Genomic DNA, 22,833 nt, shown 5'->3' with positions numbered 1-22,833 from the left:
AAATCAGCGCTGTCTTTGATCCAGCACGACGGCATAACGGGCAGGTTTTTCTGAGGGATTGTGGAAGACATGTCCCTCACCCACCGGCATGAAAAGGCAATCGCCGGGTTCCAGCCGGTGCACGTCTCCACCACTCGTCATCTCCAGCACACCGTCAAAAAGCCAGACATATTGCGTCATTCCGCGGCTTGCCGCATGCGGCGGGAAACCGACAAGTGCGCCCGCCGGGAACTCGACCTCGACAATATCGACATCGGAACCGACGCGTGGCGGAGAGATGGCACGGCGCACATAACCGGTCTCCGGGTCTTTCCAGAGCTGCTGGTCACGCTTTTTCACCAGCGGTGAAACAGCCTCTTCGTCTTCGGCGAAAAAGCCGGAGAGCGACAGGCCTAGCGCTGCGCAGATGCGGGCAAGAAGCGAGGCCGTGGGGCTCGCCTCGCCACGTTCGATGCGGGAAATCATGGCGCGGCTGACGCCGGATTCGGCGGCGAGCCGGTCCAGGGTCAAACCATTTTCAGCGCGCAACGTCTTGATGCGGTCGCCGATAGAGCGTTCGAGAATATGATCTTCGTTTTCCATCATGCGAGAATACATTCTCACATGATGGAGTCAATATCTACCATAATGGAAATTACGATCGCTTTTTTACCGCGGGTTCGGCGCGCGGCAAAGATGCATCAGGCACCGACCTGGGCGATCCAATCGTTCAGATTATAGTAGTTCGTTACTCGACTAACTTTTCCATCCTTCAGGTCAAAGAATGCACCAGCCGGCAGGACGTATGTCTGGCCATCGGCTTCCGGCAGGCCTTCATCGGTTGCGAGATATTCGCCGTTCACGATGAATTCCGCAGAGGCGCGCTTACCGTCCTCGCTCGCCATGATGACCATGTCGGTGAGGTTTTCCTTATAGCAGCGGTTCATGTGCTGCATGAAGGACGCAAAAGCCGGCTTTCCGGTCTGACGCTCGCCCTGATTGATGTCATGTACCACCTCGTCGTGAAGAAGCGCCAGAAAGGCATCCATGTCCTGACGGTTGAAGGCATCGTAGTAGGCGCGGATGGTCTCAGTGGCGGTCATCGTCTTCTCCGTTCAATGCTTGCGCAGGGTTTCCATGACGGTATAACCAGTGCAACCGAAAGTGAAAATGCCCATGACCGTCGAAATCAAGTCTCTTTCCGGCATCGAGGCCGCGCCCTATTTCGATGACCTTGCGCGCCTGCGGATCGAAGTGTTTCGCGCCTTTCCCTATCTCTATGACGGATCGCTGGATTACGAGCGCAAATATCTCGCCACCTATGCCGACACGAAAGGCGCGGTTTTCGTGCTGGCGCTGGATGGCGCACACGTGGTGGGCATGTCCACCGGCATGCCGATGGCGGCCGAGACCGACGAGGTGAAGGCGCCCTTCCTGAAGGCGGGTTACGATCTGGACCGGATATTTTACTTCGGCGAAAGCGTGCTTCTGCCCAGCTATCGCGGGCATGGCATCGGGGTGCGGTTCTTTGTGGAGCGGGAGGCGCATGCGAGCAAGCTCGGCTTCAACTGCTGCACCTTCTGCGCGGTCGAGCGCCCCGCCGACCACCCGCGCCGGCCATTGGATTACGTGCCGCTGAATACCTTCTGGGAAAAACGCGGCTATCGCCATCACCCGGAATTGCACACCAGCTTCACCTGGCGGGATCTAGACGAGAGCACCGAAAGCCCAAAGCCCCTGTCGTTCTGGATGAAGACCATTGCTGCCGAAGAGGAAAACAGATGACGAAACTCGCCGCCAGCCAATATGCCATCGAACTCATCGAGACATGGGAAGGCTATGCCGCCCATCTTTCCGCCATCGTGCGCGAGGCGAAAGAAAAAGGCGCCGAGCTGCTGCTGTTGCCGGAATATTCGGCCATGACGCTAACCGGGCAGTTGCCGCCCGATGCGCGCTCGGACCTGCACCGCTCCATCGAAGAGATACAGCCGCTCATCCCCTCATGGGTCGAGCTTTGCGAAGAGCTGGCGCGGCAACATCAAATCCTGTTTCAGCCGGGCAGCGCGCCAGTGAAAGACAAGGACGGCAAGTTCCGCAACCGCGCATGGCTGTTCGGCCCCAACGGACTGATCGGGTATCAGGACAAGCAGATCATGACGCGCTTCGAGCGGGAGCAATGGAACATCCATGCCGGCATCGAGGGCCTGAAAGCCTTCGAGACGCCGATCGGCAGGCTCGGCATCCTCATCTGTTACGACAACGAGTTCCCGATGCTTGGCCGGAAGCTGGCCGAGCTTGGCGTCGAACTGGTTCTCGCTCCCAGTTGCACCGATACGCTGGCCGGCGCCTACCGGGTGCGCATCGGCGCGCAGGCGCGGGCGTTGGAAAACCAATATGCAGTTCTCTCCTCCCCCACGGCGGGTGAGGCTCCATGGTCTCCCGCCGTCGATGAAAATCGTGGCCGCGCAGCACTTTACGTGCCATCCGACTATGGCATGCCGGCATCGGGTATCGTCGCGGAAAGCGAAAGCGATGCGGTGACACGCAGCACGTTGCTGATCGCCGATATCGACCTTGCTGCCGTGGCCAAGCTTAGAACCGAAGGACAAGTCGCCACCCGCCGCGACTGGCCGGAGCAGTTTGCGATCTGAAAAGCCCATTTTAAAGGGCTTTTAACCAAATTCCCGCTTTGCGGCATGAGAAGCCCCTGCTATAGCGCGGGGCATGAGCACAAATTCGACCCGCACACCCCTGGACCATATCCGCAACTTCTCGATCGTTGCCCACATCGATCACGGCAAATCGACGCTGGCCGACCGGTTGATCCAGTCGACAGGCGGCCTTGCCGAGCGCGATATGTCGGAACAGGTTCTCGATTCGATGGATATCGAACGCGAGCGCGGCATCACCATCAAGGCCCAGACCGTGCGCCTGCACTACAAGGCGAATAACGGCGAAACCTATGTGCTGAACCTCATCGACACGCCCGGTCACGTCGACTTTGCCTATGAAGTGTCCCGCTCGCTTTCGGCCTGCGAAGGTTCGCTACTGGTGGTGGACGCATCTCAGGGTGTGGAAGCCCAGACGCTGGCCAACGTTTATCAGGCGATCGACAACAATCACGAGCTGGTGACGGTCTTGAACAAGATCGACCTGCCGGCTGCGGAGCCCGACCGCATCAAGGAACAGATCGAGGAAGTAATCGGCATCGACGCTTCCGAAGCTGTGTTGATTTCGGCCAAGACCGGGCTTGGCATTCCCGATGTTCTCGAAGCCATCGTCAACCGCCTGCCACCGCCGAAGAGCGAAGTCGGCGAGAACGGGCCGCTCAAGGCACTGCTCGTCGACAGCTGGTACGACACCTATTTGGGCGTCATGGTTCTCGTGCGCGTCATCGACGGCGTGCTGACCAAGGGCCAGCAGATCCGCATGATGGGTTCCGGCGCGAAATACGGCGTCGAGCGCGTTGGCGTACTTACCCCGAAGATGGTCAATGTCGACAGCCTCGGCCCCGGCGAGATCGGTTTCATCACCGCCTCGATCAAGGAAGTCGCCGATACGCGTGTTGGCGATACCATTACCGACGACAAGCGCCCGACGGCGCAGGCCCTGCCCGGCTTCAAGCCAGCGCAGCCCGTGGTTTTCTGCGGCCTCTTCCCTGTCGATGCAGCCGACTTCGAAGATCTGCGCGCGGCGGTGGGCAAGCTTCGCCTCAACGACGCCTCCTTCTCCTTCGAAATGGAATCGTCTGCCGCTCTCGGCTTTGGTTTCCGTTGCGGCTTCCTCGGTCTGCTGCATCTTGAAATCATTCAGGAACGCCTCGAGCGCGAGTTCAATCTCGATCTCGTCGCCACAGCACCTTCGGTCGTCTATGAAATGACGCTGACAGATGGCACCGAGAAAGAGCTGCACAACCCGGCGGATATGCCTGATGTCGTGAAGATCAAGGAAATCCGCGAACCGTGGATCAAGGCGACGATCCTGACGCCCGACGAATATCTCGGTGGTATTCTGAAACTCTGTCAGGACCGGCGCGGCCTGCAGACGGAGCTGACCTATGTCGGCAACCGCGCGATGATCACCTATGAATTGCCGCTCAACGAAGTGGTGTTCGATTTCTACGACCGCCTGAAATCCATCTCGAAGGGTTACGCCTCGTTCGACTACAACATCATCGACTATCGCGAAGGCGATCTCGTCAAGATGTCGATCCTCGTGAACGGCGACCCGGTGGACGCACTCTCCATGCTGGTCCACCGCTCGGCGGCTGACCGGCGCGGACGCGGCATGTGCGAAAAGCTGAAGGAACTCATTCCGCCGCACATGTTCCAGATCCCGATCCAGGCGGCCATTGGCGGCAAGGTCATCGCCCGCGAAACCGTGCGCGCGTTGCGCAAGGACGTGACGGCGAAGTGCTACGGTGGCGATGCGACGCGTAAACGCAAACTTCTGGACAAGCAGAAGGAAGGCAAAAAGCGCATGCGCCAGTTCGGCAAGGTGGAGATTCCGCAGGAAGCTTTCATCGCTGCGCTGAAGATGAACGACGAATAAGCGGCCGCTAAATCGTCGCTGATTTGACAAGGGAGGCTTACGGCCTCCCTTTTTACATTCACGGCAGCTGCTCAGGCATGCAGCTTCGCGCCCTTGGTAATCTTGTCGACGATTTTCTTGTCCGCCCTAAGCGCCATGCCGACGACCTTTGCATTGTCGGGAGAAAATTCCGAAAACACCTGGCGGTTGGCAACATCATGACCGGTTGCGAACATTTCCTCGATATAGAGCGATGTCGTGACCTCGCGTTCCAGGGATCGCTGATGGATTTTGCGCAGCGCCTCCTGATCCGTGGCCATGACGACTATCGGCTGGACGGACAGGGGATTGTAGACGTTACCCGCCCCGTCGCGGTATGGTTCCCCGATGATCTCTCTGGTCTGGGCGACGATACCGGACATTAGAAATGCGGTGACATTCAGTTTTTGCCACACGGCAAGGTCATCACGAAGGATGACGGCGATCTTGGTATCAAACATGCGAACTCAATCTGGCTCTGGTTACGAAAGAGAAGCGACCCTAGCCCCTCAGGGCACGAGCGATCTTGAACGTTCGTGCAAATTCGAAGGGATCGTGCAGGCCCCTTCCAGCGAAGGGATCGAGCGCATCGAAGCGCGCTTTCACGGCAACGCCTATGCACCCCATCGCCATGACACCTATGCTCTGGGTGTGACGCTTTCTGGCGTCCAGACCTTTTCCTATCGTGGCACATCGCATTTCAGCACGCCCGGAAAGGTTATCGTGCTGCATCCGGACGAAGTTCACGATGGTGGTGCCGGCACCGACGAAGGCCTGCGCTACCGTATGCTCTATCTTCCGCCGGAAAAAACCATGCAGGTGGCGACCGGATTTCACGCGCTGCCATTTGCAAAAAATCCCGTCATCGAAGACGATGAGTTCCGGCAATGCCTGATAGAGGCTCTCGGCAATCTCGAAGGCGAGCCGGACAATCTGCTCCTGACCGACTGGCAATCGAGACTTTCGGATCTGCTCTGGAAGCATTCGAACGGAAACCAGAGAACAATCAAGCGGCTTGACCGGATCGCCGTTTTCCGTTGCCGGGATTACCTGCTGGAGAACAGCGCGCTTGCCGTCAGCTCAGAGAAGCTGGAGCAAATAAGCGGGTTAGATCGCTTCACGCTCTTTCGGCACTTCCGCTCCCTGTTTGGCACGAGCCCGCACCGTTATCTCATCATGCGGCGTCTGCAAAAATGCAAGGACATGATGCGGGCTGGTGCGGGTCTTGCGGAAACGGCGTTTGCCTGCGGCTTTGCGGATCAGGCGCATTTTACCCGCCACTTCAAGAATGCCTTCGGAATGCCTCCGGGGCGCTGGCTAAGCCTTGTTTCGCACTGATCATTCCGGAAACATGATCGACCTGTGCGCCGCAGTCCCTACCATGGCGCCATCGCCCACGGAAAGAGCGACCGAGCCGGCGGGCCTTGCCACATCACCGCAGGCGAAGATTCCGCGCACTGTCGTCTGTTTCACGGCATCTGTCACGATGCTTGAACCCATCGGCCCCTCTTCCACGGTGCAACCGAGCTTTTCGATCCAATCCGAGGCAATCCGCAATTTCGGTTGCGTGAAAAGACCGGCCAAAGCAATGCTGCGCCCATCCGCAAGAACGACATCCGCATGCCCTGCGATCTCTCTGATACGCTCTTTTTCCACCCGAACGCCCCGGGCTGACAAAAGCGCATTCTGTTCGGCATCTGGAACGAATATACCATTGGTAAAAAAGGTCGTTTCACCCCAGTCCGGAAGCATCAGTGCATGGTGGATGGCCAGCGGCGAGGCCGCGATGACGCCGATCCTGCGCTGATCCAGTTCGTATCCGTGGCAATAGGGGCAATGGAAGACGGCGCTGCCCCAGCGTTCCTTCAGCCCGGCTATATCAGGCAGTTCATCCGTAACGCCTGTGGCAAGGATTAGTCTGGCCGCCCTTTCGCGGCGATTGCCATCGATCTCGATGACGAAGTCATCGAATGATCCTTCGGCATTCGTTACCCTGCCCTTTGCCCAGTGTATCGTCGGGTAGCGCTCGATCTGGCGGCGTGCCTCGGCGATGATGTCGCCCGGCGCCTTGCCGTCCTGTCCGAGAAAACCGTGGGAATGGCTGGCGAAGCGATTTCTCCGCTCACCCGCATCCACCACCAGGATGTTTTTTCTCGCGCGCCCGAGCTGCAGGGCGGCGGACAGGCCCGCATAGCTGCCGCCGATGATGATGACGTCGTATTTCATGATGCACCTATCGTTCACCGAGCCGGAAGCGCCCGTTCGTTTCACGATACTTATATTGTTACATGAATTTTAGAGTCAATAGTCACGCAACTTATATTGTTACATCATAGGCTAACTGGTAATGTCGCGAAAAACAGGCGGATTTCACCGATGAGACACGACACGCGCCTTTCACGGCTGCTGCATATTTTGATCCATATGGAGAAACACGAGGGTGCGGCGACCTCGGAAAGCATCGCGGCGATGTTGCAGACGAACCCGGTGGTGGTGCGCAGAACCATGGCGGGCTTGCGGGAGCACGGTTACGTGTCGTCGGAAAAAGGCCATGGCGGTGGCTGGGTTCTGGCGCGACCGCTCAGCGAAATCACGCTGCTCGATATTTACCGGGCGCTTGGCGCGCCGGAATTGTTCTCGATTGGGCTGGCAGGAGATAATCCTAACTGCGTCATAGAGCAGGCCGTCAATGCTGCCCTTTTCGACGCCATGAACGAGGCGGAGACCATTCTCCTGTCCCGCTTCGGAAACATTACGCTTTCCGCGCTGGCGGAGGAATCGATGAGCCGCTGGTCCAGATTGTCCAACCATCCCTCCGCGATGGATCAGCTCTAACGCCGCAGAGTTGGCGCAATAAAAAACCGCCTGCCGAAAGGCAGGCGGTTTTGTCAGATGATCTAACCCATTACGGCTGCGTCTGCGTGCCGCCGGTATTCGGGCTTGCCGGTGCTGCATTGTTGGCAGGCGGTGTTGCCGGTACGGTCGGAGTCGCGGGCGCCGGTGCCTGTTGCGTTGCCGCAGGCGGCATGGTCGAGGATGTCGTGGCCGGATCAGTGTTCGGGCCGCTCATCTGCGACCAGGCGAAAACGCCCACCAATGCGACAACGAGAATCGCCAGCCATGGCATCCAGGACGGAGACTTGCGGGCAAGCGGTTCATTGCTGATATTCAGTTCCGGACGAAGATCGCGGTCCGGGCGCGGATTGTTTGGATCGAATGTCATGGTATTTCCTCCTCTTCATTCTGAGAAGAAAACGGCGTTCACGGGATTTTGTTCCGATTCTCCTCAGCCAGCACACTATGGGCGACAATCACGCGCTCTGCCTGAGGGCATCTGCCAGCACCGCCATGACCTGAGGAGCGGCCATTTGCGACACATTGAAACGCATGAAAGCGGATGCGTTCTGCGCGGAGCTGAAAACATTGCCGGGTGCCAGCACCACCTTTTGCACCAGTGCCCGGCGTGCAACATCGGCGGCGTCGACCCCCTCCGGCAGGCGGCACCATAAGAACATGCCCGCCTGCGGTTCGATCCACGGCACACATCCAAGCGCTTTCAAACGCGCCGCCGCCTCGGGCACCGCCGCCGCGAGACGCTGTCGAAGAGCCTCGACATGCTTGCGATAACTACCGTCAGTCAAAAGCGACAGGATCAATGCAGCCGAAAAATTTGCTCCACCAAAAGCAGTGGCAATCTTGAGATCGGTCAGGGCTTCCACCCATGCCGGAGGCGCTGCGATGAAACCGCACCGAACGGAAGCAGACAGGGTTTTAGAAAAACTGCCGATCTGGACGACCCGGTTCAGACCATCGAAAGCAGCCAGCCGTGGTGCCGCCTGCGTTTCAAAATCGGCAAAAATATCATCCTCGATGATGGTGAGGCCCGCCTGTTCGGCCAGCATCAGCAGGCGATGGGCGGAAACGGCGGAAAGCCTTGCGCCTGTCGGATTATGGATCGCGGAATTGGTGATATAAAGGCGCGGCTGATGCTCTTTCAGTGCCTGCTCGAAAAGCGGCAGGTCCGGTCCAGCCGGCGTATAGGGCACACCAACGATTTTCACCCGATGCGCCCGCAAGAGAGCGCGGAAGTTAAAATAGCAGGGATCATCGACAATAACCGTATCCCCTGGCTGCAGCAGGAAACGACACAGGAGATCGATCGCCTGCGTGCCGGAATCGGTGAGCATGATCTGGCTGGCGCCCGCCTGGACGCCATGTTCGGCAAGTCTGCGGGACAAAAGCTGGCGTAGCGGCAACAGCCCCATTGGGCTCGCATAATCCGTCAGCAAGGAAGCATCCGCACGGGCAAGCGCCCTCATCGCCCGCCTTAGCGCTTGCTCCGGCATCCATGACGCTGGAAGCCAGCCGCAGCCGGGCTTGGCAAGCGCCGCCCCCTCGTCCAGCGCCTGGCGCGACACCCAGAGCGGATCCACAGCCCTGTCCAGCCGAGGCTCGATATCGGCCAGAGACAGGGGCGCTAGCGGACCCGCCACATAAAATCCCGAACCCGGTCGCGAACTTATGGTGCCATCGGCAACCAGCCGGTCATAGGCCTCGACGACGGTTGAAGTGGAGACCTGCATGGCCTTCGCAAGCGCTCGAACGGATGGCAATCTGGCGCCGGGAACGAGGCTTCGCGAAGCGATGCGTTGCCGCATGCTGGCCATCACCTGTTCTATGCGCGTTCCCGTCGCGAGGTGTCCGTCCACATTTCTCTCCAACCGTACCACCCAAACAACCATAACAGTTTCTTGAAATTGTATATGATTGTCGCTGTTTTCACCAGCCGTTCCGGATCAAGTAAGGGAAATTGCAGGAGACGGTCATGGACAAGACGACAAGCGGTTGGCTGAGCGGCCTTATCGGCGTGGTGATATTCAGCGGCTCGCTGCCCGCCACGCGGGTTGCGGTAACGGGTTTCGATCCGGTGTTCCTGACCCTCGCCCGCGCCAGCATAGCCGGCCTTCTGGCGCTCGCTTTGCTTTTTGTGTTCCGGCAAAAACGCCCAGCGCGCGATGATATGGCATCCCTTTTCATCGTGTCCTTCGGCGTGGTGGTCGGCTTCCCGCTGTTGACTGCCCTCGCCTTGCGGCACATCACCTCGGCCCACTCCATCGTCTTTGTCGGGCTTTTGCCGCTCGCAACCGCGGTTTTTGCCGTGCTGCGTGGGGGAGAACGCCCGCGGCCCGCCTTCTGGTTCTTTTCCTGCCTGGGCAGCGTCCTCGTTGCCGGCTTTTCATTGTCGAATTCGCTGGCCTCCGGGCTCGGAGTCTCACTTGCCGGCGATCTCTTGATGCTGGGCGCGATTATCGTCTGTGGGCTGGGATATGCCGAGGGTGCTGCCCTTTCCCGCAAACTGGGGGGCTGGCAGGTCATCTCATGGGCATTGGTCCTCTCCCTGCCTCTGATGCTGCCGCTTGCCTTTTTCACAGGGCCGCAAACCCTCGCAGGCATCAACCCGCAGGCCTGGGGCGGCCTCGCCTATGTCTCGCTGTTCAGCATGCTGATCGGCTTCATCTTCTGGTATCGCGGGCTGGCGCTTGGCGGCATTGCCGCAGTGGGCCAGCTGCAATTGCTGCAGCCGTTCTTCGGGCTGGTGCTTGCAGCAACCCTGCTTCACGAGGAGGTCAGCCCTGCGATGATCGCCATCACGCTCGTGGTGGTGCTCTGCGTTGCCGGCGCGCGAAAATTTTCGCGCTGACGCCCGCCCCGTCAACTCGAGCGGCGGTCTACCCAGCGATGCCAGGCATCCTCGCTGCCGTTGAAGACATTGAGATCGATGCGGCCATCGACACCATGCGACAGGCCCGAGCCTGAATATTGCCAGAACAACCACTTGCGGCCGGGATAGACCACGGACGGATGCTGGGCAACGGCGCGCAGCCAGAAGGGATAGTCCTGGAACTCGCCGGTCAGATTGTCCTTATAAAAATCGGGCGCCGTATAGATAATCGGACGCTGGCCGTAATGGCGCTCCAGCTTGTCCATGAACACGCGCATCTTTTCCAGAATACGCTCACGGGAATGGCGCATCTTGCAGCTCGATTCGCCGTTATATTCCACGTCGATCACCGGCGGCAGCGCATCCGGATCGCGCGGTACGTTGCGAATGAACCAATCCGCCTGCTCGCCGGCCGACCGGCACCAGTAGAAGAAATGGTAGGCGCCACGACGGATGCCCGCTTCCTTCGCACGCTGCCAGTTGGTGCGGAACATCGGGTCAAGATGATCGCCGCCATCCGTCGCCTTGATGAAGGCGAAGTTGGCGCCGCGTGTGCGCAGCTGCGGCCAGTCTATATTGGCCTGCCAGCGCGAGACATCCACCCCGTGGACCTGAAAATGGCGCGGCTGGACCCTGCCGAAATTGATGGGTTTGGCATCGCTGAAGCTGGAGCGGAAAATGCGCGAACGGATCTGCGCACCGGCACTGGCCGCCGGGGCTGCAGCCATGGCCAATTGTACCGGACGCTCTGCCGGTCGTACCATTCCAGCCTGTGACGGTGACGGCAAACGGGTTTCAAGCGCGTTCTGCGGCACGGGCGCTCGTGGGGTAACGGCTGAAAAGGCCTTTGGCTCTTCGGGCACCGGCCCGCCCCATGCCAAAACTTCCTGTCGCGGCTGGGCCGTGATGGGTTGGCTGCCCACGCTTGCCTGCGGCACCGGCGCGGATGGCGTAACCGAACTCGTGGTTTCCTTCGACGGCAGGCCGGCCATCAGGCTTTCCGGCCCGGAACTGGACGTACAGCCACCAAGCAGAAGGCAACCGAAGAGAAGTGCTGGCACAGCCGATGAACGCATGAGAACCCGTACGCAAAACAATCCAGGGGCACTCTGACGCCGCCCGGGAACCTCGAAATACAATTGCTAACGGAAGATTATCAAAAAAGACTGAATCTTATCTTTACGCCGACACCTTCCAACGCGCCCGTCATTTCTGGCAGGAGAATGCCTCGAGGTTTCGCGAAACGGAGAGCTTCAGGCGGTCATCGTGCTCAGATCGACCGTATCGGCGCCGGGGGAATTTTTCTTGATCGATTCGATGGCGTGGATGGCCGATGCCTTGGCCTTGTATCCTTCGGACGAAAACATCGTTTCCCCGTTGGATGCTTTGAAGCGGAAGCGATATTCCCCGGCCCTGTCCTGATAGATTTCGAATTTATACATGATCTTGGTGCCTCCTTGGCAAACGTCGGTGAAACACACTCAATTCTGAGCGGCCTTGGCCATATTCGCAACCGATAATTGCCAGATCAGACAAGCCGTACCCAGGCACGGGCAATTTCCAGACCGGTCGCATCGGCCACATCTGCACGCCCGCCACGGTGATCGCGGTAATTGTTCATCCAGCCGGGCGCCATTTTTTCGACGGAAGCCGGGAATGCCTCACACCATCCGTCGACCACGGCCGTGGATGCCTCAAAATGAAATTGCGTGCCATAGGCAGCGCGGCCAACGCGAAAAGCCTGATTTCGCGTTGCACGATTGGTCGCAAGTCTCGTTGCCGCGGGCGGAAGCGTGAATGTGTCGCAATGCCACTGAAAAATGGGAAATGTCTTGTCGAGCCCCGCCAATAGCGGATCGGACACGCCCTCTTCCGTGAGGGATACGTCTTCCCAGCCGAATTCGGGCGGGCCGGCCAGAATATTCTCTCCGCCATAGGCGCGCGCCAGCAACTGGCTGCCGAGACAGACGCCCATCACGGCCTTGTCCGCATCGCCAAACGCTTTCATCAAAAGTGCGAGGTCTGGAAGATAGGGATAAAGCACGTCGTCAAGAGCGTTCTGCTCCCCGCCCAAAACGACGAGCGCATCGTGTGCAGCTGCATCGAGAGGAAGAGGCTCACCCGCATAGGCGCGGATGACATGCACGTCAGCCCCTGCCTCTTCCAGAGCGACGCCGATCTGTCCATGCGGCGTGCCCGCCATGTTTTCGATAATTGCAACGCGCATGGGGCCTCTTGCCGACAACGGGGAATTCGATCGGCCGGTATCGCCGATCGAATTCAGCTTCACCACGAGAAAAACGGATTTTCAAGAGGCGCAATATCGTCAGCAAGGCAATAAGCGGACAAGCCGGCCTGTGGCATCTTAAAATTCCCGCGACAGCTTCGCGTCGACGGAATGCCGGTTGCCGCCGCGGACAGCGAAGAACAGGAAAATGGCTGCCCAGAGAACTGATTTTTCCGCGCCACCCAGACCTTCCGCCTTTACGATACCGTGAAAATAGACCGTTACTAAAAGCACGATCATTGCGGCAAAGGATGCCGGCCGCGTGAACAGCCCAATGGCCACGAGAATTCCACCGAAAAATTCGGTGGCGGCCAGGAGAGGTGACCAGAATACACCCGGATAAAAGCCGAGGCTCTCCACCATGCCGACAGCCCCGAACGGATTGGCGATCTTGCCGAAGCCGTGGGTGACAAGAAGAAGCCCGGCCACGACGCGCAGAACGGTCTCCACCAGATCATGTGTCGAATTATAAAGAGGTGCGACCGCCGGAACGAAAAGACGCTGACGATTATTGTCGAACTGGGCCATGGGATCTCCGCGTTTTAGCCTTCGATGGCTTATCTGTTCGCAAAGCAGCATGATAAGAACAAGCATGCCGCAGGTAAAAACATGAGTATTATAGTTGACATTATCGTGAGCATTATTGTCACCGGGCGCTGAAGGAGACGTGATCATGGCCGAGACCAAGCCCCGCATAACCATCCGCTACTGCACACAATGCAACTGGCTGCTTCGTGCGGGATGGATGGCGCAGGAGATTTTGCAAACCTTCGCTTCTGATATAGGCGAAGTCAGCCTCATTCCCTCAACGGGTGGCCTGTTCGAGATCACCGTAGATGGTGAAACCATATGGGAGCGTAAGCGCGATGGCGGTTTCCCCGGTCCAAAAGAGCTCAAACAGAGAATCCGCGATGTCATCGACCCGGAACGTGACCTCGGTCATGTCGACAGGACGAAGCATGAAGGGCTCGACAATTGACGCGGCAACATGTTTCAACAGCGTCTAACCAAGTTTTTTACCTTTAAAATCAATGATCGTCATAAAAGTTCAAAAAGTCTGTTGACACCGGGCGGCTGCCCTCGTACATCGCTCTCCGTCGCCCAGATGGCGGAATTGGTAGACGCGCCAGCTTCAGGTGCTGGTACTCGCAAGGGTGTGGAGGTTCGAGTCCTCTTCTGGGCACCATTCCATTTTTGATCTTAGCCAGATCAAACACTTAGACGAAAAAACAGCAACATTCAGTCCTCCTGCAAAACGCAGGGGAACATGTTGCGATTTTTCGTTTTGCTGGCGATCAACCCCGATTTTTCCCATAAAAATACTGCCCAGGACGAGCACTAAGCCTTTGTCACTTTGACAAAATGCCAGCCATTCCCGCGCGCGGAATTCCGATATATTCAGACCTGATATTGGGTTGCAGTTCGCTTAAGGCTGGGCGTCTTTGTCGCCACTGTTTTGCGAATGCTGTTCGCAATTCGGCGTACAGGAAAGCACGGTCCGTTCCGTTTGTCGAAAAACGCGAACCGTATTGCCTTCATCGATGGAGACGAGAATGCGCTCATCGACGATTGGATTGCCCTCGGCATCGAGAAGAACAAGATTCGTCGTGCCGAAACTGCGCCCGGTCAGCACAATCGTGGTGGCATCGGCCACCGTCGCATCGGCGACTTTCGAGTTGCCGACAATAACCTTGCTTACGGGGCGGTCGAGGCGAAGGACACGGGCGTGGTTCATCGAAACGCGCAATATGTCTTCCTGAGCAAAAATGGGCTGTAACGAACCCGATAGGATGACGGACAAGCCGACCACGATTTTCGCCAGTTTTCCGGATGACACGCGTTTCGCCCCTGCTCACTACCCGCACTTACTGTGCAGCAGAATGCGTGTTTTTAGTGAATGAAGCGTTAAATGATAGAGGCCCCTAATGTGAACGGTAACCATGCCTGACATGGCAACATTTTCGAGGCTCTCGCTGTCCCGCACCAAAACTGAACATCTATGTCTCACCGGAAGGACACTTTGCCGGAAATAAGAAACTGACAGTCTCTGGAATATATTTGTTTATCAGCAACTATAAAAATAGAGACAATACTTTTTTGTTTTGTTTACCAAGAGAAACTCATCCTGTCGTTTACTTTGGATTAATCCTCTTCTTTAAGCGCTTGGAAATCGCTCACCTGTAATTTGAACGCAACCGAACAACGGAAAACAGTTGTCGGCGTGCTGAACACAACACAAGAGTTAGGAGAGACCCATGACCAAGATTTTCGCTCGTTTCCTGAAAGATGAGTCCGGCGCCACGGCAATTGAATACGGCCTGATTGCTGCGCTTATTTCTGTCGCTATCGTTGGCGGCGCTACAACCGTTGGCAGCAAAATCGGTACACTGTTCACAAACATTGGCACGAAGATGACGGCAGCTTCCACCGCATCGGGTCTGTGATAACTACAGACCTTTTGGATGGCCGCCCCGAAAACGGGCGGCCATCTTGGTATTTTTTGGGATCCACCCGTATTGGTTGCCATTCATATGTGGAATTGATCCAATGGTCGTAGCAGCAATTTTTCTGACTTTGCCTCTATGTCTCGCTTTTGCTGCGCTGAACGATCTCTTCAGCATGACCATACCCAACAGAATACCGCTTATATTGCTGCTTTCCTTCATTGTGGTTGCGCCCTTTACGGGTATGGAGTGGCAAACCTTCGCAATGAGCATTGCAGCCGCCGCAGCCGTTTTTTTTGCCTGTTTTGCGCTCTTCGCTGCCAATGTCATGGGCGGTGGGGATGCCAAACTTCTCACAGCTGCCGCAGTCTGGTACGGTTTCAATGCCTCCCTAATAGAGTTTCTACTTGCGGTCACCTTCATCGGCGGTGTTCTAACGCTTGGAATCCTGCTTCTGCGATCGCGCTCGCAGGAAATCATGGCGGCCGGCATTCCCATTCCGGATTCCCTGCTGGTTGCGAAGAAAATCCCCTATGGCATAGGCATCGCTATTGCCGGGCTTTTGACCTATGGCGAAACACCGCTTGTAAAAGCCGCCATCGCAAGTCTTTCCTGAGAAATCTGCGTTCGCTGCAGGTTAAAGGCCTGTTAACCAGAAATCCAAGCATAATATTAACCATAATTATACCAATGACCGGCCATCCTGACGGGAGAAGAATCTGATTCCCTCAAGGATCGAGCATGAAACCGTCGCGTATCGTCATTCTGTCCGTTGCCCTGGTCGCCGCCGGTCTTGCCGGCATCGTTGCCATGCAGATTTCCGGCGCGAAGCAGGTCATCGAAAAAGCGGAAACGATCATAGAGAAGGAACCGACGGTTAACGTTCTAGTTTCCTCGGTCAACCTACCCGTCGGCAGCCGCCTGAACGATAGTTCGGTACACTGGACGCCCTGGCCCACTGGTAACGTCATCGACAGCTTCATAACGGAAGCGAAAAACCCGAACGCCATAACCGAACTATCCGGCGCTGTCGTGCGGCTGCCTTTGTTTCAGGGCGAGCCGGTACGGCCTGAAAAAGTGGTCGATTCCAGCACCCGCATCATGTCCTCGCTTTTGCCGGCCGGCAAGCGCGCCGTCGCCACGGAAATTTCCGTCTCGACAGGTGCTGGCGGTTTCGTGCTGCCGAATGACCGAGTCGATGTCATCATGGTCCGCAAGGGCGATTCAGGTCATTTTTTAACTGAAAATGTTTTGAACAATGTCCGTGTTCTGGCGATCGACCAGCAGATCAAGGAAGGCGAGGACGGCACCTCAGCCGTCGTGGGTGCAACCGCAACGCTCGAACTCACACCCGAACAGGCCAAAATCATCACCGTGGCGCAACAGATGGCGGATCGCCTTACGCTTGCTTTGCGCTCAGTCGCCGATGCGCAGGAAAACGACACGTTTTCAGCAGGTTACCTTCTCAACGGCGGCTCCGGGCAGCCGGAGATTCAGGTGATCAAATCCGGTTCGATCGTCAAAGCCGGACAGGGAGCATCGCAATGACCGGGGGTTCCATGGCAAAGCGCATTAAACAACACCTGCATTCCTCAATGGCGGGCAGCCTTGCATTTTGCCTGGCTTTTTCAGGTATTCCGGGTCAGCACTCACCCGCGTTTTTGCGTATCAGCGAAGCCGAGGCTCAAAGCGCGAGCATCGTGCGGATCACCGAGAGCGGTACTGGCATTCGCAAGCGCCTGAAGCTCGGTCTCAACAAGGCACTGGTCATCGATCTGCCGGAGGATGCCCATGATATTCTCGTCGCCGATCCGAGCCTTGCCGATGCCGTAACCCGTACGTCCAAGCGCATCTATCTGTTCGGAAAAACGGTGGGCCAGACCAATATCTTCATTTTCGGAGATGGCGGGCGCGAAATCGTCAGTCTTGATCTTGAGGTCGAGCGCGATATCTCCGGGCTTGAAGCCAATATCCGCCGTTTCATTCCCGAATCGGACATCAAGGTAGAGATCGTTTCGGACAACATCGTTCTCACTGGATCAGTGCGCACGCCGCAGGATTCTGCACGCGCCGTCCAGCTTGCCGAAGCATTTCTGAAAGGCGGCGAAGCCACCACCCGCAACATATCGCTGACGGGCGGTAACAATGGCGGTGACGCGGCGATATTTGCCGAAAACCGCCAGACATCGCAGATCGTCAATATGCTGACGATTGAGGGCGAAGATCAGGTGACGCTGAAAGTCACCGTTGCTGAAGTTAGCCGGCAGGTGCTGAAACAGCTTGGCTTCAATGGTTCCATCAGCAGCTCGACAAGCAATAACGGTTTCGAATTTTCAAATCCGTCCAATCTCGGAAATGCAATTAGCGGTGCGTCGCGAATAGCCAGTGGCGCGATTGGCTCCGGCTCGCTCAACTTTGCTTCCTATCTCAACGCCATGGAACAGGCGGGTGTCGTGCGCACTCTGGCCGAACCGAGTCTTACCGCCATCTCCGGCGAACAGGCCAAGTTCTACGTGGGGGGCGATTTCCGTCTGCCTGCAGAGCAGGAAGTTACCATCGACAAGGAAACGGGCCAGCCAACCATAACGCGTACCACCAACACGGTCGACTACGGCATCACGTTGAACTTCAGGCCCGTCGTGCTTTCACCGGGACGGATCAGCCTTAAAATCGAGACCAATGTTTCCGAGCCGACATATGAAGGCAACGTTGTAACCGGAAATGCGGGCCGCACCATCCCAGGTTCTACCTACATGTCGATCCGCAAACGCGAGACATCGACAACAGTCGAACTTCCGTCCGGCGGCTCGATTGTGATCGCAGGTCTGGTCCAGGACAATATTCGCCAGGCCATGTCAGGACTTCCCGGCATTTCCAAAGTCCCGATCTTCGGCACGCTTTTCCGCAGCAAGGATTTCATCCGCAACGAGACGGAGCTTGTCATCATAGCAACGCCCTATCTGGTACGTCCCGTTGCGCGCAACCAGATCGCCCGGCCGGATGACAACTTCAACCCGGAAAACGATGCCGCCATGTATTTCATGAACCGTGTCAACAAGGTCTATGGCCGCAAGGACCAGGTTCAGGCGGCTCCCTATCAGGGATCAGTGGGGTTCATCTACAAATGATGACACACGCACGAAATCTCGCCCTCAGAGCAAGCCCGGTCCGGGCAGGAAACGTCATGCAGGAAAACCCTTCTTCCTTTTCCTCAAGCCTGCCGGGCAGACGGGCAGGTCTCGTCGCCATGGTCGCGCTTGCCGCCGGCCTGTTGCAGGGTTGCGCACGCGACCCGATGACGACCAACGCCATTCCTGACGACTACCGCACGCGCCATCCGATCACCCTGTCGGAAGCCGAGCATTCGCTGGATATTCCGGTATCAGCAGGCGATAGCCGGCTGACCACGGCAATGGCGGATAATGTCCGTGGTTTCGCCCAGAATTACGCCTCGATGTCGACCGGTATCGTCAATATCCAGATGCCATCGGGATCAGCCAACTCGGCAGCGGCTTTAAAAATGGCGAGACAAATCCGCTCCGCGCTTTCCGGCGCTGGTGTGCCTTCTGGCAAGATCATGGAAACACGTTACGCTGCATCCCCGAATGGCGACGCCGCCCCCATTCGACTGAGTTATGTGGCCGTTACCGCCATGACCGGGCAATGCGGCCAATGGCCCGAAGACCTTTCCGACAATACCTTTGCCAACAAGAACTGGTACAATTTCGGATGTGCCTCCCAGAGCAATCTCGCGGCACAGGTTGCCAACCCCATGGATCTGGTTGGCCCGCGTGGCATGAGTCCGATCGACGCGGAGCGCCGAGCGGTGGTGATTGACGCCTATCGCAGCGGCAAAAACACGGCGACGCCAAATTGACGCGGTTCCAACAATTGTCAGGGCAGGAAAGACAATGAGCGCTGTAGAATACGATATCAAGTCAAGCGGCGACGCGGAAGCCGAACAGCCGGCGCCGCGTGCCTCGGATATGGATCGCCTGCGGCCCCTGCCCCGCATATCCGTCCATGCCTTCTGCGTCAGCGAAAACATGCAGCGCGTGATGGATGCCTTGTCCAGTGACAGGCGGATGAGCAAGGTCACCCTGCGGGTAACCAAGGGCGACATCAACGCGGCGGCGACGATGTTTTCCGCCTCACCAACGCCCAACCTCATCGTTCTCGAAACAGCAAGCTCACCGTCTTCTCTGCTGGATGATCTCGCTCCTCTGGCGGAGGTCTGCGACCCCACCACCCGTGTCATCATCGTTGGCCGGCACAACGACATAACGCTTTATCGCGATCTCATCCGTAACGGCATTTCCGAATATCTCGTCGCACCGATCAACATGGCCGATCTATTGGCCTCGATCGCGACGATCTTCGTTGATCCGGAAGCGGAGCCGCTCGGTCGCAACATAGCATTTATCGGCGCCAAAGGCGGGGTGGGCTCGTCGACGATCGCGCATAATTGCGCCTTCGGCATCTCCACCCTCTTCTCCACCGAAACCATTCTGGCGGATATGGATCTTGCCTATGGCACGGCCAACATCGATTTCGATCAGGATCCCGCTCAGGGCATGGCGGAAGCGGTGTTTTCGCCGGAGCGGCTGGACGAGGTGTTCCTCGACCGTCTGCTGACGAAATGTTCCGACCACCTCTCACTTTTGGCCGCACCCTCTCTCCTCGACAGGACCTATGATTTCGATCGTCAGGCGTTTCTGCCGATTCTTGAGGTCCTGCAGCGCAGTGCGCCCGTCGCCGTTCTAGACCTTCCCCATCAATGGTGTGACTGGACGCGGGCGGTGCTTGCGGAAGCCGACGAGGTGGTCATTACGGCGGTTCCGGATCTCGCAAACCTGCGCAATACGAAGAACCTGTTCGACGCGCTGATAAAACTGAGACCCAACGACAAGTTACCGCATCTCGTTCTCAATCAGGTCGGCATGCCGAAACGCCCGGAGATCGCCCCTGCGGATTTTCTCGACCCACTGGAAATCGAGCCGGTCGCCATCATTCCGTTCGACGCCCAGCTGTTCGGAAATGCCGCCAACAGCGGTCGCATGATCAGCGAGATGGACGAAAAATCCCAGATCGCGGAAACGTTCTCGCAAATTGCCCATACCATTACAGGCCGTACCATTCTGCGCAAAAACAAGCGCGGCGGTCTGGACAAGCTCAAGAATATTCTCAAGCGCAAATAGGCTCCCTTTCTGGGCCTTTAGACGGAAACGCCGATGTTCGGAAAACGCGGGCCAGAAGGCCCAGCCAGAACCATAAAGCCAGATTTTGTCGCGCCTGCCATACAGCAGGTGAAGGCAACACCTGAGCCGCGATCTCTGGCGATCGACACTTTGGAGCCCGGCCAATCGCCTGCAACGCGGCAGGCACAATCTCCCATGCAATCGCCGCAGAAAAAGCGTGCCCGCACGGAAGATTATTACAATACCAAAGGCCAGGTCTTTTCCGCGCTCATCGATACGATCGACCTTTCGCAGCTCGCCAAGCTCGACGCGGAGAGCGCACGCGAGGAAATCCGTGATATCGTCAACGATATCATAACGATCAAGAATTTCGCCATGTCCATCGCCGAGCAGGAAGAGCTGCTCGAAGACATTTGCAACGACGTTCTTGGTTATGGGCCGCTGGAGCCGCTTCTCGCACGCGATGATATTGCCGATATCATGGTCAACGGTTCCGGCCAGACCTTCATCGAAGTCGGCGGCAAGACCATCGAATCCGACATACGGTTCCGTGACAATGGTCAATTGCTTTCCATCTGCCAGCGCATCGTCAGCCAGGTCGGCCGACGCGTGGACGAATCGAGCCCGATATGCGACGCCCGCTTACCCGATGGATCGCGTGTCAACGTCATCGCACCACCGCTCGCCATCGATGGTCCGGCGCTTACGATCCGAAAATTCAAGAAGGACAAGCTCACGCTAGACCAGCTGGTGCGTTTCGGCGCGATCACGCCTGAAGGCGCGACCCTGCTCAAGATCATCGGCCGCGTCCGCTGCAATGTCGTCATCTCTGGTGGTACCGGCTCGGGCAAGACCACGCTTCTCAATTGCCTGACGAGCTTCATCGACAAGGATGAACGCGTCATCACCTGTGAGGACACCGCCGAACTGCAACTGCAGCAACCGCATGTGGTGAGGCTGGAAACGCGCCCGCCGAATATCGAAGGTGAAGGCGAGATCACCATGCGTGATCTGATCAAGAACTGCCTTCGTATGCGGCCTGAACGTATCATCGTCGGCGAAGTGCGTGGACCGGAGGTTTTCGACCTTCTTCAGGCGATGAACACCGGCCATGACGGATCGATGGGAACGCTCCACGCCAATACGCCGCGGGAATGCCTCAGCCGTATCGAATCGATGATCGCCATGGGCGGGTTTACCCTGCCGGCAAAGACGGTACGCGAAATCATCTCGGGCTCTATCGATATCGTCATTCAGGCCCAGCGCCTTCGCGACGGCTCGCGCCGGATAACGCAGATCACCGAAGTGATCGGCATGGAAGGCGACGTCATCGTGACCCAGGATCTGATGCGATACGAAATTGACGGCGAAGACGCGCATGGCAAGCTGATCGGCAAGCATGTCTCCACGGGCATCAGCAAACCTCATTTCTGGGATCGCGCGCGCTACTATGGCGAGGAAAAACGCCTGGCCACCGCGCTCGACGAGATGGAAAAGACATCCTAGAGCAAGTCTTGTTTAAACGGAATCGTCTGACGTGCTCTAACTCTTTGTTTCTACGCATTTTCCGGACGGAAAACCACTACGCAATTTTACTGGAAATGCTCTAAGGAAGGCGACTGCCATGGACCCCACAATCCTGTTACTGGCCGCACTTGTCGCTATTTCGGCAGGGGCGCTTGCTTATGCCTTCCTCTTCCAGCAGATCGAGGTCGAGAAAAAGACCACCAGTCGCGTCAAGCGGGTCAAGGCCGCCGAAACGGATCACGCAAACATCAAGGCCGCGCGGGACCGGGTCCAGGAACTTGGCAAACGCCGCAAGTCCATGCAGGACAGCCTGCGGGAAATGGAAAAGAAACAAAGCGAAAAGGCAAAGAAAGCAAAGAATGTCGGTTTGCGCGAAAAGCTGGTTCAGGCGGGACTGCAACTTTCTGTCCGGCAGTTCCACCTTCTGAGCGCAGGCGCGGCTGCTTTCTCCGTCGTCATTGCGCTTCTTTATGGCCTGTCGTTGCTTATCGCTCTGCTCATAGGAGCCGTCGTGGCCTTGGGACTGCCGAGATGGGTATTGGGATTTATACTCAAGCGCCGGCAGAAAAAATTCCTCGAGGAATTCCCAAATGCGCTGGATGTCATGTGCCGGTCGATCAAATCCGGATTGCCGCTCAACGACGCCGTGCGACTGATCGCGTCGGACGGACAGGAACCGGTGAAGACGGAGTTCCAGCGCGTCGTCGATGCGCAGCAGGTCGGCATCGGCATTCCGCAGGGGATCGAGCGCATGATGCTGACCGTGCCGCTTTTCGAAGTTAGCTTCTTCAGCACCGTCATCAACATTCAGGCGCAGGCGGGCGGCAACCTTTCGGAGGCTCTTTCCAACCTTTCGAAAGTTCTGCGTGAACGCAGGAAAATGCGTGCCAAAGTCAACGCGTTATCGATGGAGGCGAAGGCCTCTGCAGTTATTATTGGCGCGCTGCCTTTCATCGTCATGCTGCTGGTGCATTTCACCTCGCCCGACTATCTGTCGGTGCTCTTCACCGACATGCGTGGGCACATCATTCTGGGGGTGTCGGGATTGTGGATGCTGATCGGGATTTTCATCATGCGCCAAATGATCAATTTCGACATATGAGGGCA

At 57.3% G+C, this 22,833-nt stretch carries 26 protein-coding genes and 1 tRNA gene; 16 read left to right on the top strand and 11 right to left on the bottom strand.

Features of this window, described 5'->3' with window-relative positions; genetic code table 11:
- Nucleotides 1–3: 3 nt before the first annotated feature.
- Both AC1DCP_RS00865 and AC1DCP_RS00860 read right to left on the bottom strand, forming a co-directional pair.
- Nucleotides 4–585 (bottom strand): helix-turn-helix domain-containing protein, encoded by a 582-nt coding sequence (locus AC1DCP_RS00865; protein ID WP_065659788.1) that lies wholly within the window; start codon nucleotides 583–585, stop codon nucleotides 4–6.
- Between the two features lie 95 nt (nucleotides 586–680).
- The gene (locus AC1DCP_RS00860) at nucleotides 681–1,082 is read right to left on the bottom strand and encodes a ketosteroid isomerase-related protein (protein WP_003514602.1); all 402 of its coding nucleotides are present in this window, start codon (nucleotides 1,080–1,082) and stop codon (nucleotides 681–683) included.
- 73 nt (nucleotides 1,083–1,155) lie between these two features.
- Between AC1DCP_RS00860 and AC1DCP_RS00855 the strand changes: the two genes are divergently transcribed.
- The 3 genes from AC1DCP_RS00855 to lepA all read left to right on the top strand — a co-directional run bounded on the left by AC1DCP_RS00855 (nucleotide 1,156) and on the right by lepA (nucleotide 4,530).
- A complete protein-coding gene (locus tag AC1DCP_RS00855) occupies nucleotides 1,156–1,764 on the top strand; it encodes an acetyltransferase (RefSeq protein ID WP_065659787.1) in 609 nt (202 codons plus the stop codon).
- Nucleotides 1,761–2,630: a carbon-nitrogen hydrolase family protein gene (locus tag AC1DCP_RS00850; protein WP_065688412.1), complete on the top strand. Its 870-nt coding sequence runs from the start codon at nucleotides 1,761–1,763 to the stop codon at nucleotides 2,628–2,630. The genes AC1DCP_RS00855 and AC1DCP_RS00850 overlap by 4 nt, the downstream gene beginning before the upstream one ends.
- 61 nt (nucleotides 2,631–2,691) lie before the next feature.
- Nucleotides 2,692–4,530 carry a translation elongation factor 4 gene (gene lepA / locus AC1DCP_RS00845; protein ID WP_025592156.1) on the top strand — a complete coding sequence of 613 codons (1,839 nt, stop codon included), beginning with the start codon at nucleotides 2,692–2,694 and terminating at the stop codon, nucleotides 4,528–4,530.
- A gap of 71 nt (nucleotides 4,531–4,601) precedes the next feature.
- Here lepA and AC1DCP_RS00840 read toward each other — a convergent pair whose 3' ends face one another.
- Nucleotides 4,602–5,009: a DUF2000 family protein gene (locus AC1DCP_RS00840; RefSeq protein ID WP_003514594.1), complete on the bottom strand. Its 408-nt coding sequence runs from the start codon at nucleotides 5,007–5,009 to the stop codon at nucleotides 4,602–4,604.
- 94 nt (nucleotides 5,010–5,103) lie between these two features.
- On the opposite strand from AC1DCP_RS00840, the gene AC1DCP_RS00835 reads away from it, so the two are divergent.
- The gene (locus AC1DCP_RS00835; RefSeq protein ID WP_065688413.1) at nucleotides 5,104–5,886 is read left to right on the top strand and encodes an AraC family transcriptional regulator; all 783 of its coding nucleotides are present in this window, start codon (nucleotides 5,104–5,106) and stop codon (nucleotides 5,884–5,886) included.
- Here the strand turns inward: AC1DCP_RS00835 and AC1DCP_RS00830 are convergent, their stop codons facing one another.
- Nucleotides 5,887–6,774 carry an NAD(P)/FAD-dependent oxidoreductase gene (locus tag AC1DCP_RS00830; RefSeq protein WP_065688414.1) on the bottom strand — a complete coding sequence of 296 codons (888 nt, stop codon included), beginning with the start codon at nucleotides 6,772–6,774 and terminating at the stop codon, nucleotides 5,887–5,889. It abuts the gene before it with no gap.
- 150 nt (nucleotides 6,775–6,924) lie between these two features.
- Between AC1DCP_RS00830 and AC1DCP_RS00825 the strand changes: the two genes are divergently transcribed.
- On the top strand, nucleotides 6,925–7,383 hold the full coding sequence (locus tag AC1DCP_RS00825; RefSeq protein ID WP_065688415.1) for an Rrf2 family transcriptional regulator: 459 nt from the start codon (nucleotides 6,925–6,927) through the stop codon (nucleotides 7,381–7,383).
- Nucleotides 7,384–7,453: 70 nt separating this feature from the next.
- Here the strand turns inward: AC1DCP_RS00825 and AC1DCP_RS00820 are convergent, their stop codons facing one another.
- Together AC1DCP_RS00820 and AC1DCP_RS00815 are read right to left on the bottom strand one after the other, a co-directional pair.
- Nucleotides 7,454–7,771: a hypothetical protein gene (locus tag AC1DCP_RS00820; RefSeq protein WP_038489500.1), complete on the bottom strand. Its 318-nt coding sequence runs from the start codon at nucleotides 7,769–7,771 to the stop codon at nucleotides 7,454–7,456.
- Nucleotides 7,772–7,859: 88 nt separating this feature from the next.
- Complete coding sequence (locus tag AC1DCP_RS00815; RefSeq protein WP_065688416.1) at nucleotides 7,860–9,257, bottom strand: aminotransferase-like domain-containing protein; 1,398 nt, start codon at nucleotides 9,255–9,257, stop codon at nucleotides 7,860–7,862.
- 116 nt (nucleotides 9,258–9,373) lie between these two features.
- Here AC1DCP_RS00815 and AC1DCP_RS00810 point away from each other — a divergent pair, with 116 nt between their 5' ends.
- Entirely contained in the window at nucleotides 9,374–10,249 is an 876-nt protein-coding gene (locus AC1DCP_RS00810) for a DMT family transporter (RefSeq protein WP_065688417.1), read from the top strand.
- Between the two features lie 11 nt (nucleotides 10,250–10,260).
- Here the strand turns inward: AC1DCP_RS00810 and AC1DCP_RS00805 are convergent, their stop codons facing one another.
- From AC1DCP_RS00805 to AC1DCP_RS00790, 4 genes are all read right to left on the bottom strand, one after another.
- Nucleotides 10,261–11,346, bottom strand: a complete 1,086-nt coding sequence (locus AC1DCP_RS00805; protein WP_035251997.1) for a glycoside hydrolase family 25 protein — start codon at nucleotides 11,344–11,346, stop codon at nucleotides 10,261–10,263.
- 177 nt (nucleotides 11,347–11,523) lie between these two features.
- Nucleotides 11,524–11,712, bottom strand: a complete 189-nt coding sequence (locus AC1DCP_RS00800) for a YegP family protein (protein WP_003514584.1) — start codon at nucleotides 11,710–11,712, stop codon at nucleotides 11,524–11,526.
- A gap of 86 nt (nucleotides 11,713–11,798) precedes the next feature.
- Nucleotides 11,799–12,497, bottom strand: coding sequence for a type 1 glutamine amidotransferase (locus tag AC1DCP_RS00795; RefSeq protein WP_065688418.1), 699 nt, complete (start codon nucleotides 12,495–12,497; stop codon nucleotides 11,799–11,801).
- Between the two features lie 138 nt (nucleotides 12,498–12,635).
- Nucleotides 12,636–13,085, bottom strand: coding sequence for a DoxX family protein (locus AC1DCP_RS00790; RefSeq protein ID WP_003514571.1), 450 nt, complete (start codon nucleotides 13,083–13,085; stop codon nucleotides 12,636–12,638).
- Between the two features lie 145 nt (nucleotides 13,086–13,230).
- Here AC1DCP_RS00790 and AC1DCP_RS00785 point away from each other — a divergent pair, with 145 nt between their 5' ends.
- The gene (locus AC1DCP_RS00785) at nucleotides 13,231–13,536 is read left to right on the top strand and encodes an Rdx family protein (RefSeq protein ID WP_003514570.1); all 306 of its coding nucleotides are present in this window, start codon (nucleotides 13,231–13,233) and stop codon (nucleotides 13,534–13,536) included.
- A gap of 120 nt (nucleotides 13,537–13,656) precedes the next feature.
- A tRNA-Leu gene (locus AC1DCP_RS00780) sits at nucleotides 13,657–13,743 on the top strand.
- A gap of 240 nt (nucleotides 13,744–13,983) precedes the next feature.
- Here the strand turns inward: AC1DCP_RS00780 and AC1DCP_RS00775 are convergent.
- Nucleotides 13,984–14,367, bottom strand: coding sequence for a pilus assembly protein N-terminal domain-containing protein (locus AC1DCP_RS00775; protein WP_065688470.1), 384 nt, complete (start codon nucleotides 14,365–14,367; stop codon nucleotides 13,984–13,986).
- Between the two features lie 445 nt (nucleotides 14,368–14,812).
- Between AC1DCP_RS00775 and AC1DCP_RS00770 the strand changes: the two genes are divergently transcribed.
- From AC1DCP_RS00770 to AC1DCP_RS00735, 8 genes are all read left to right on the top strand, one after another.
- Nucleotides 14,813–15,001 carry a Flp family type IVb pilin gene (locus AC1DCP_RS00770; protein WP_038489495.1) on the top strand — a complete coding sequence of 63 codons (189 nt, stop codon included), beginning with the start codon at nucleotides 14,813–14,815 and terminating at the stop codon, nucleotides 14,999–15,001.
- Nucleotides 15,002–15,104: 103 nt separating this feature from the next.
- Nucleotides 15,105–15,617 carry an A24 family peptidase gene (locus AC1DCP_RS00765; RefSeq protein WP_065688419.1) on the top strand — a complete coding sequence of 171 codons (513 nt, stop codon included), beginning with the start codon at nucleotides 15,105–15,107 and terminating at the stop codon, nucleotides 15,615–15,617.
- Nucleotides 15,618–15,742: 125 nt separating this feature from the next.
- Nucleotides 15,743–16,549 carry a Flp pilus assembly protein CpaB gene (gene cpaB, locus AC1DCP_RS00760; RefSeq protein WP_065688420.1) on the top strand — a complete coding sequence of 269 codons (807 nt, stop codon included), beginning with the start codon at nucleotides 15,743–15,745 and terminating at the stop codon, nucleotides 16,547–16,549.
- Nucleotides 16,546–18,129, top strand: coding sequence for a type II and III secretion system protein family protein (locus AC1DCP_RS00755; RefSeq protein ID WP_065688421.1), 1,584 nt, complete (start codon nucleotides 16,546–16,548; stop codon nucleotides 18,127–18,129). The genes cpaB and AC1DCP_RS00755 overlap by 4 nt, the downstream gene beginning before the upstream one ends.
- Nucleotides 18,130–18,185: 56 nt before the next feature.
- Nucleotides 18,186–18,878 (top strand): CpaD family pilus assembly protein, encoded by a 693-nt coding sequence (locus tag AC1DCP_RS00750; RefSeq protein ID WP_065688422.1) that lies wholly within the window; start codon nucleotides 18,186–18,188, stop codon nucleotides 18,876–18,878.
- A gap of 34 nt (nucleotides 18,879–18,912) precedes the next feature.
- Complete coding sequence (locus AC1DCP_RS00745) at nucleotides 18,913–20,199, top strand: CpaE/TadZ family protein (protein WP_065688423.1); 1,287 nt, start codon at nucleotides 18,913–18,915, stop codon at nucleotides 20,197–20,199.
- A gap of 33 nt (nucleotides 20,200–20,232) precedes the next feature.
- On the top strand, nucleotides 20,233–21,705 hold the full coding sequence (locus AC1DCP_RS00740; protein ID WP_003514561.1) for a TadA family conjugal transfer-associated ATPase: 1,473 nt from the start codon (nucleotides 20,233–20,235) through the stop codon (nucleotides 21,703–21,705).
- Nucleotides 21,706–21,823: 118 nt separating this feature from the next.
- Entirely contained in the window at nucleotides 21,824–22,828 is a 1,005-nt protein-coding gene (locus AC1DCP_RS00735; RefSeq protein WP_013635295.1) for a type II secretion system F family protein, read from the top strand.
- Nucleotides 22,829–22,833: the final 5 nt, after the last annotated feature.

This window comes from Agrobacterium sp. 10T429, assembly GCF_056393925.1.
This window is presented reverse-complemented; position numbering and strand designations above follow the sequence as displayed.

Bases quoted from the DNA above. Each gene is read 5' to 3' on its own strand.
- AC1DCP_RS00740 (WP_003514561.1), top strand. From the start codon at position 20,233: ATGTTCGGAAAACGCGGGCCAGAAGGCCCAGCCAGAACCATAAAGCCA.
- AC1DCP_RS00790 (WP_003514571.1), bottom strand. From the start codon at position 13,085: ATGGCCCAGTTCGACAATAATCGTCAGCGTCTTTTCGTTCCGGCGGTC.
- AC1DCP_RS00830 (WP_065688414.1), bottom strand. From the start codon at position 6,774: ATGAAATACGACGTCATCATCATCGGCGGCAGCTATGCGGGCCTGTCC.
- AC1DCP_RS00810 (WP_065688417.1), top strand. From the start codon at position 9,374: ATGGACAAGACGACAAGCGGTTGGCTGAGCGGCCTTATCGGCGTGGTG.
- AC1DCP_RS00805 (WP_035251997.1), bottom strand. From the start codon at position 11,346: ATGCGTTCATCGGCTGTGCCAGCACTTCTCTTCGGTTGCCTTCTGCTT.
- AC1DCP_RS00735 (WP_013635295.1), top strand. From the start codon at position 21,824: ATGGACCCCACAATCCTGTTACTGGCCGCACTTGTCGCTATTTCGGCA.
- AC1DCP_RS00795 (WP_065688418.1), bottom strand. From the start codon at position 12,497: ATGCGCGTTGCAATTATCGAAAACATGGCGGGCACGCCGCATGGACAG.
- cpaB (WP_065688420.1), top strand. From the start codon at position 15,743: ATGAAACCGTCGCGTATCGTCATTCTGTCCGTTGCCCTGGTCGCCGCC.
- AC1DCP_RS00860 (WP_003514602.1), bottom strand. From the start codon at position 1,082: ATGACCGCCACTGAGACCATCCGCGCCTACTACGATGCCTTCAACCGT.
- AC1DCP_RS00855 (WP_065659787.1), top strand. From the start codon at position 1,156: ATGACCGTCGAAATCAAGTCTCTTTCCGGCATCGAGGCCGCGCCCTAT.
- AC1DCP_RS00820 (WP_038489500.1), bottom strand. From the start codon at position 7,771: ATGACATTCGATCCAAACAATCCGCGCCCGGACCGCGATCTTCGTCCG.
- AC1DCP_RS00865 (WP_065659788.1), bottom strand. From the start codon at position 585: ATGATGGAAAACGAAGATCATATTCTCGAACGCTCTATCGGCGACCGC.
- AC1DCP_RS00750 (WP_065688422.1), top strand. From the start codon at position 18,186: ATGCAGGAAAACCCTTCTTCCTTTTCCTCAAGCCTGCCGGGCAGACGG.
- AC1DCP_RS00850 (WP_065688412.1), top strand. From the start codon at position 1,761: ATGACGAAACTCGCCGCCAGCCAATATGCCATCGAACTCATCGAGACA.
- AC1DCP_RS00825 (WP_065688415.1), top strand. From the start codon at position 6,925: ATGAGACACGACACGCGCCTTTCACGGCTGCTGCATATTTTGATCCAT.
- AC1DCP_RS00785 (WP_003514570.1), top strand. From the start codon at position 13,231: ATGGCCGAGACCAAGCCCCGCATAACCATCCGCTACTGCACACAATGC.
- AC1DCP_RS00800 (WP_003514584.1), bottom strand. From the start codon at position 11,712: ATGTATAAATTCGAAATCTATCAGGACAGGGCCGGGGAATATCGCTTC.
- AC1DCP_RS00840 (WP_003514594.1), bottom strand. From the start codon at position 5,009: ATGTTTGATACCAAGATCGCCGTCATCCTTCGTGATGACCTTGCCGTG.
- AC1DCP_RS00745 (WP_065688423.1), top strand. From the start codon at position 18,913: ATGAGCGCTGTAGAATACGATATCAAGTCAAGCGGCGACGCGGAAGCC.
- AC1DCP_RS00755 (WP_065688421.1), top strand. From the start codon at position 16,546: ATGACCGGGGGTTCCATGGCAAAGCGCATTAAACAACACCTGCATTCC.
- AC1DCP_RS00770 (WP_038489495.1), top strand. From the start codon at position 14,813: ATGACCAAGATTTTCGCTCGTTTCCTGAAAGATGAGTCCGGCGCCACG.
- AC1DCP_RS00765 (WP_065688419.1), top strand. From the start codon at position 15,105: ATGGTCGTAGCAGCAATTTTTCTGACTTTGCCTCTATGTCTCGCTTTT.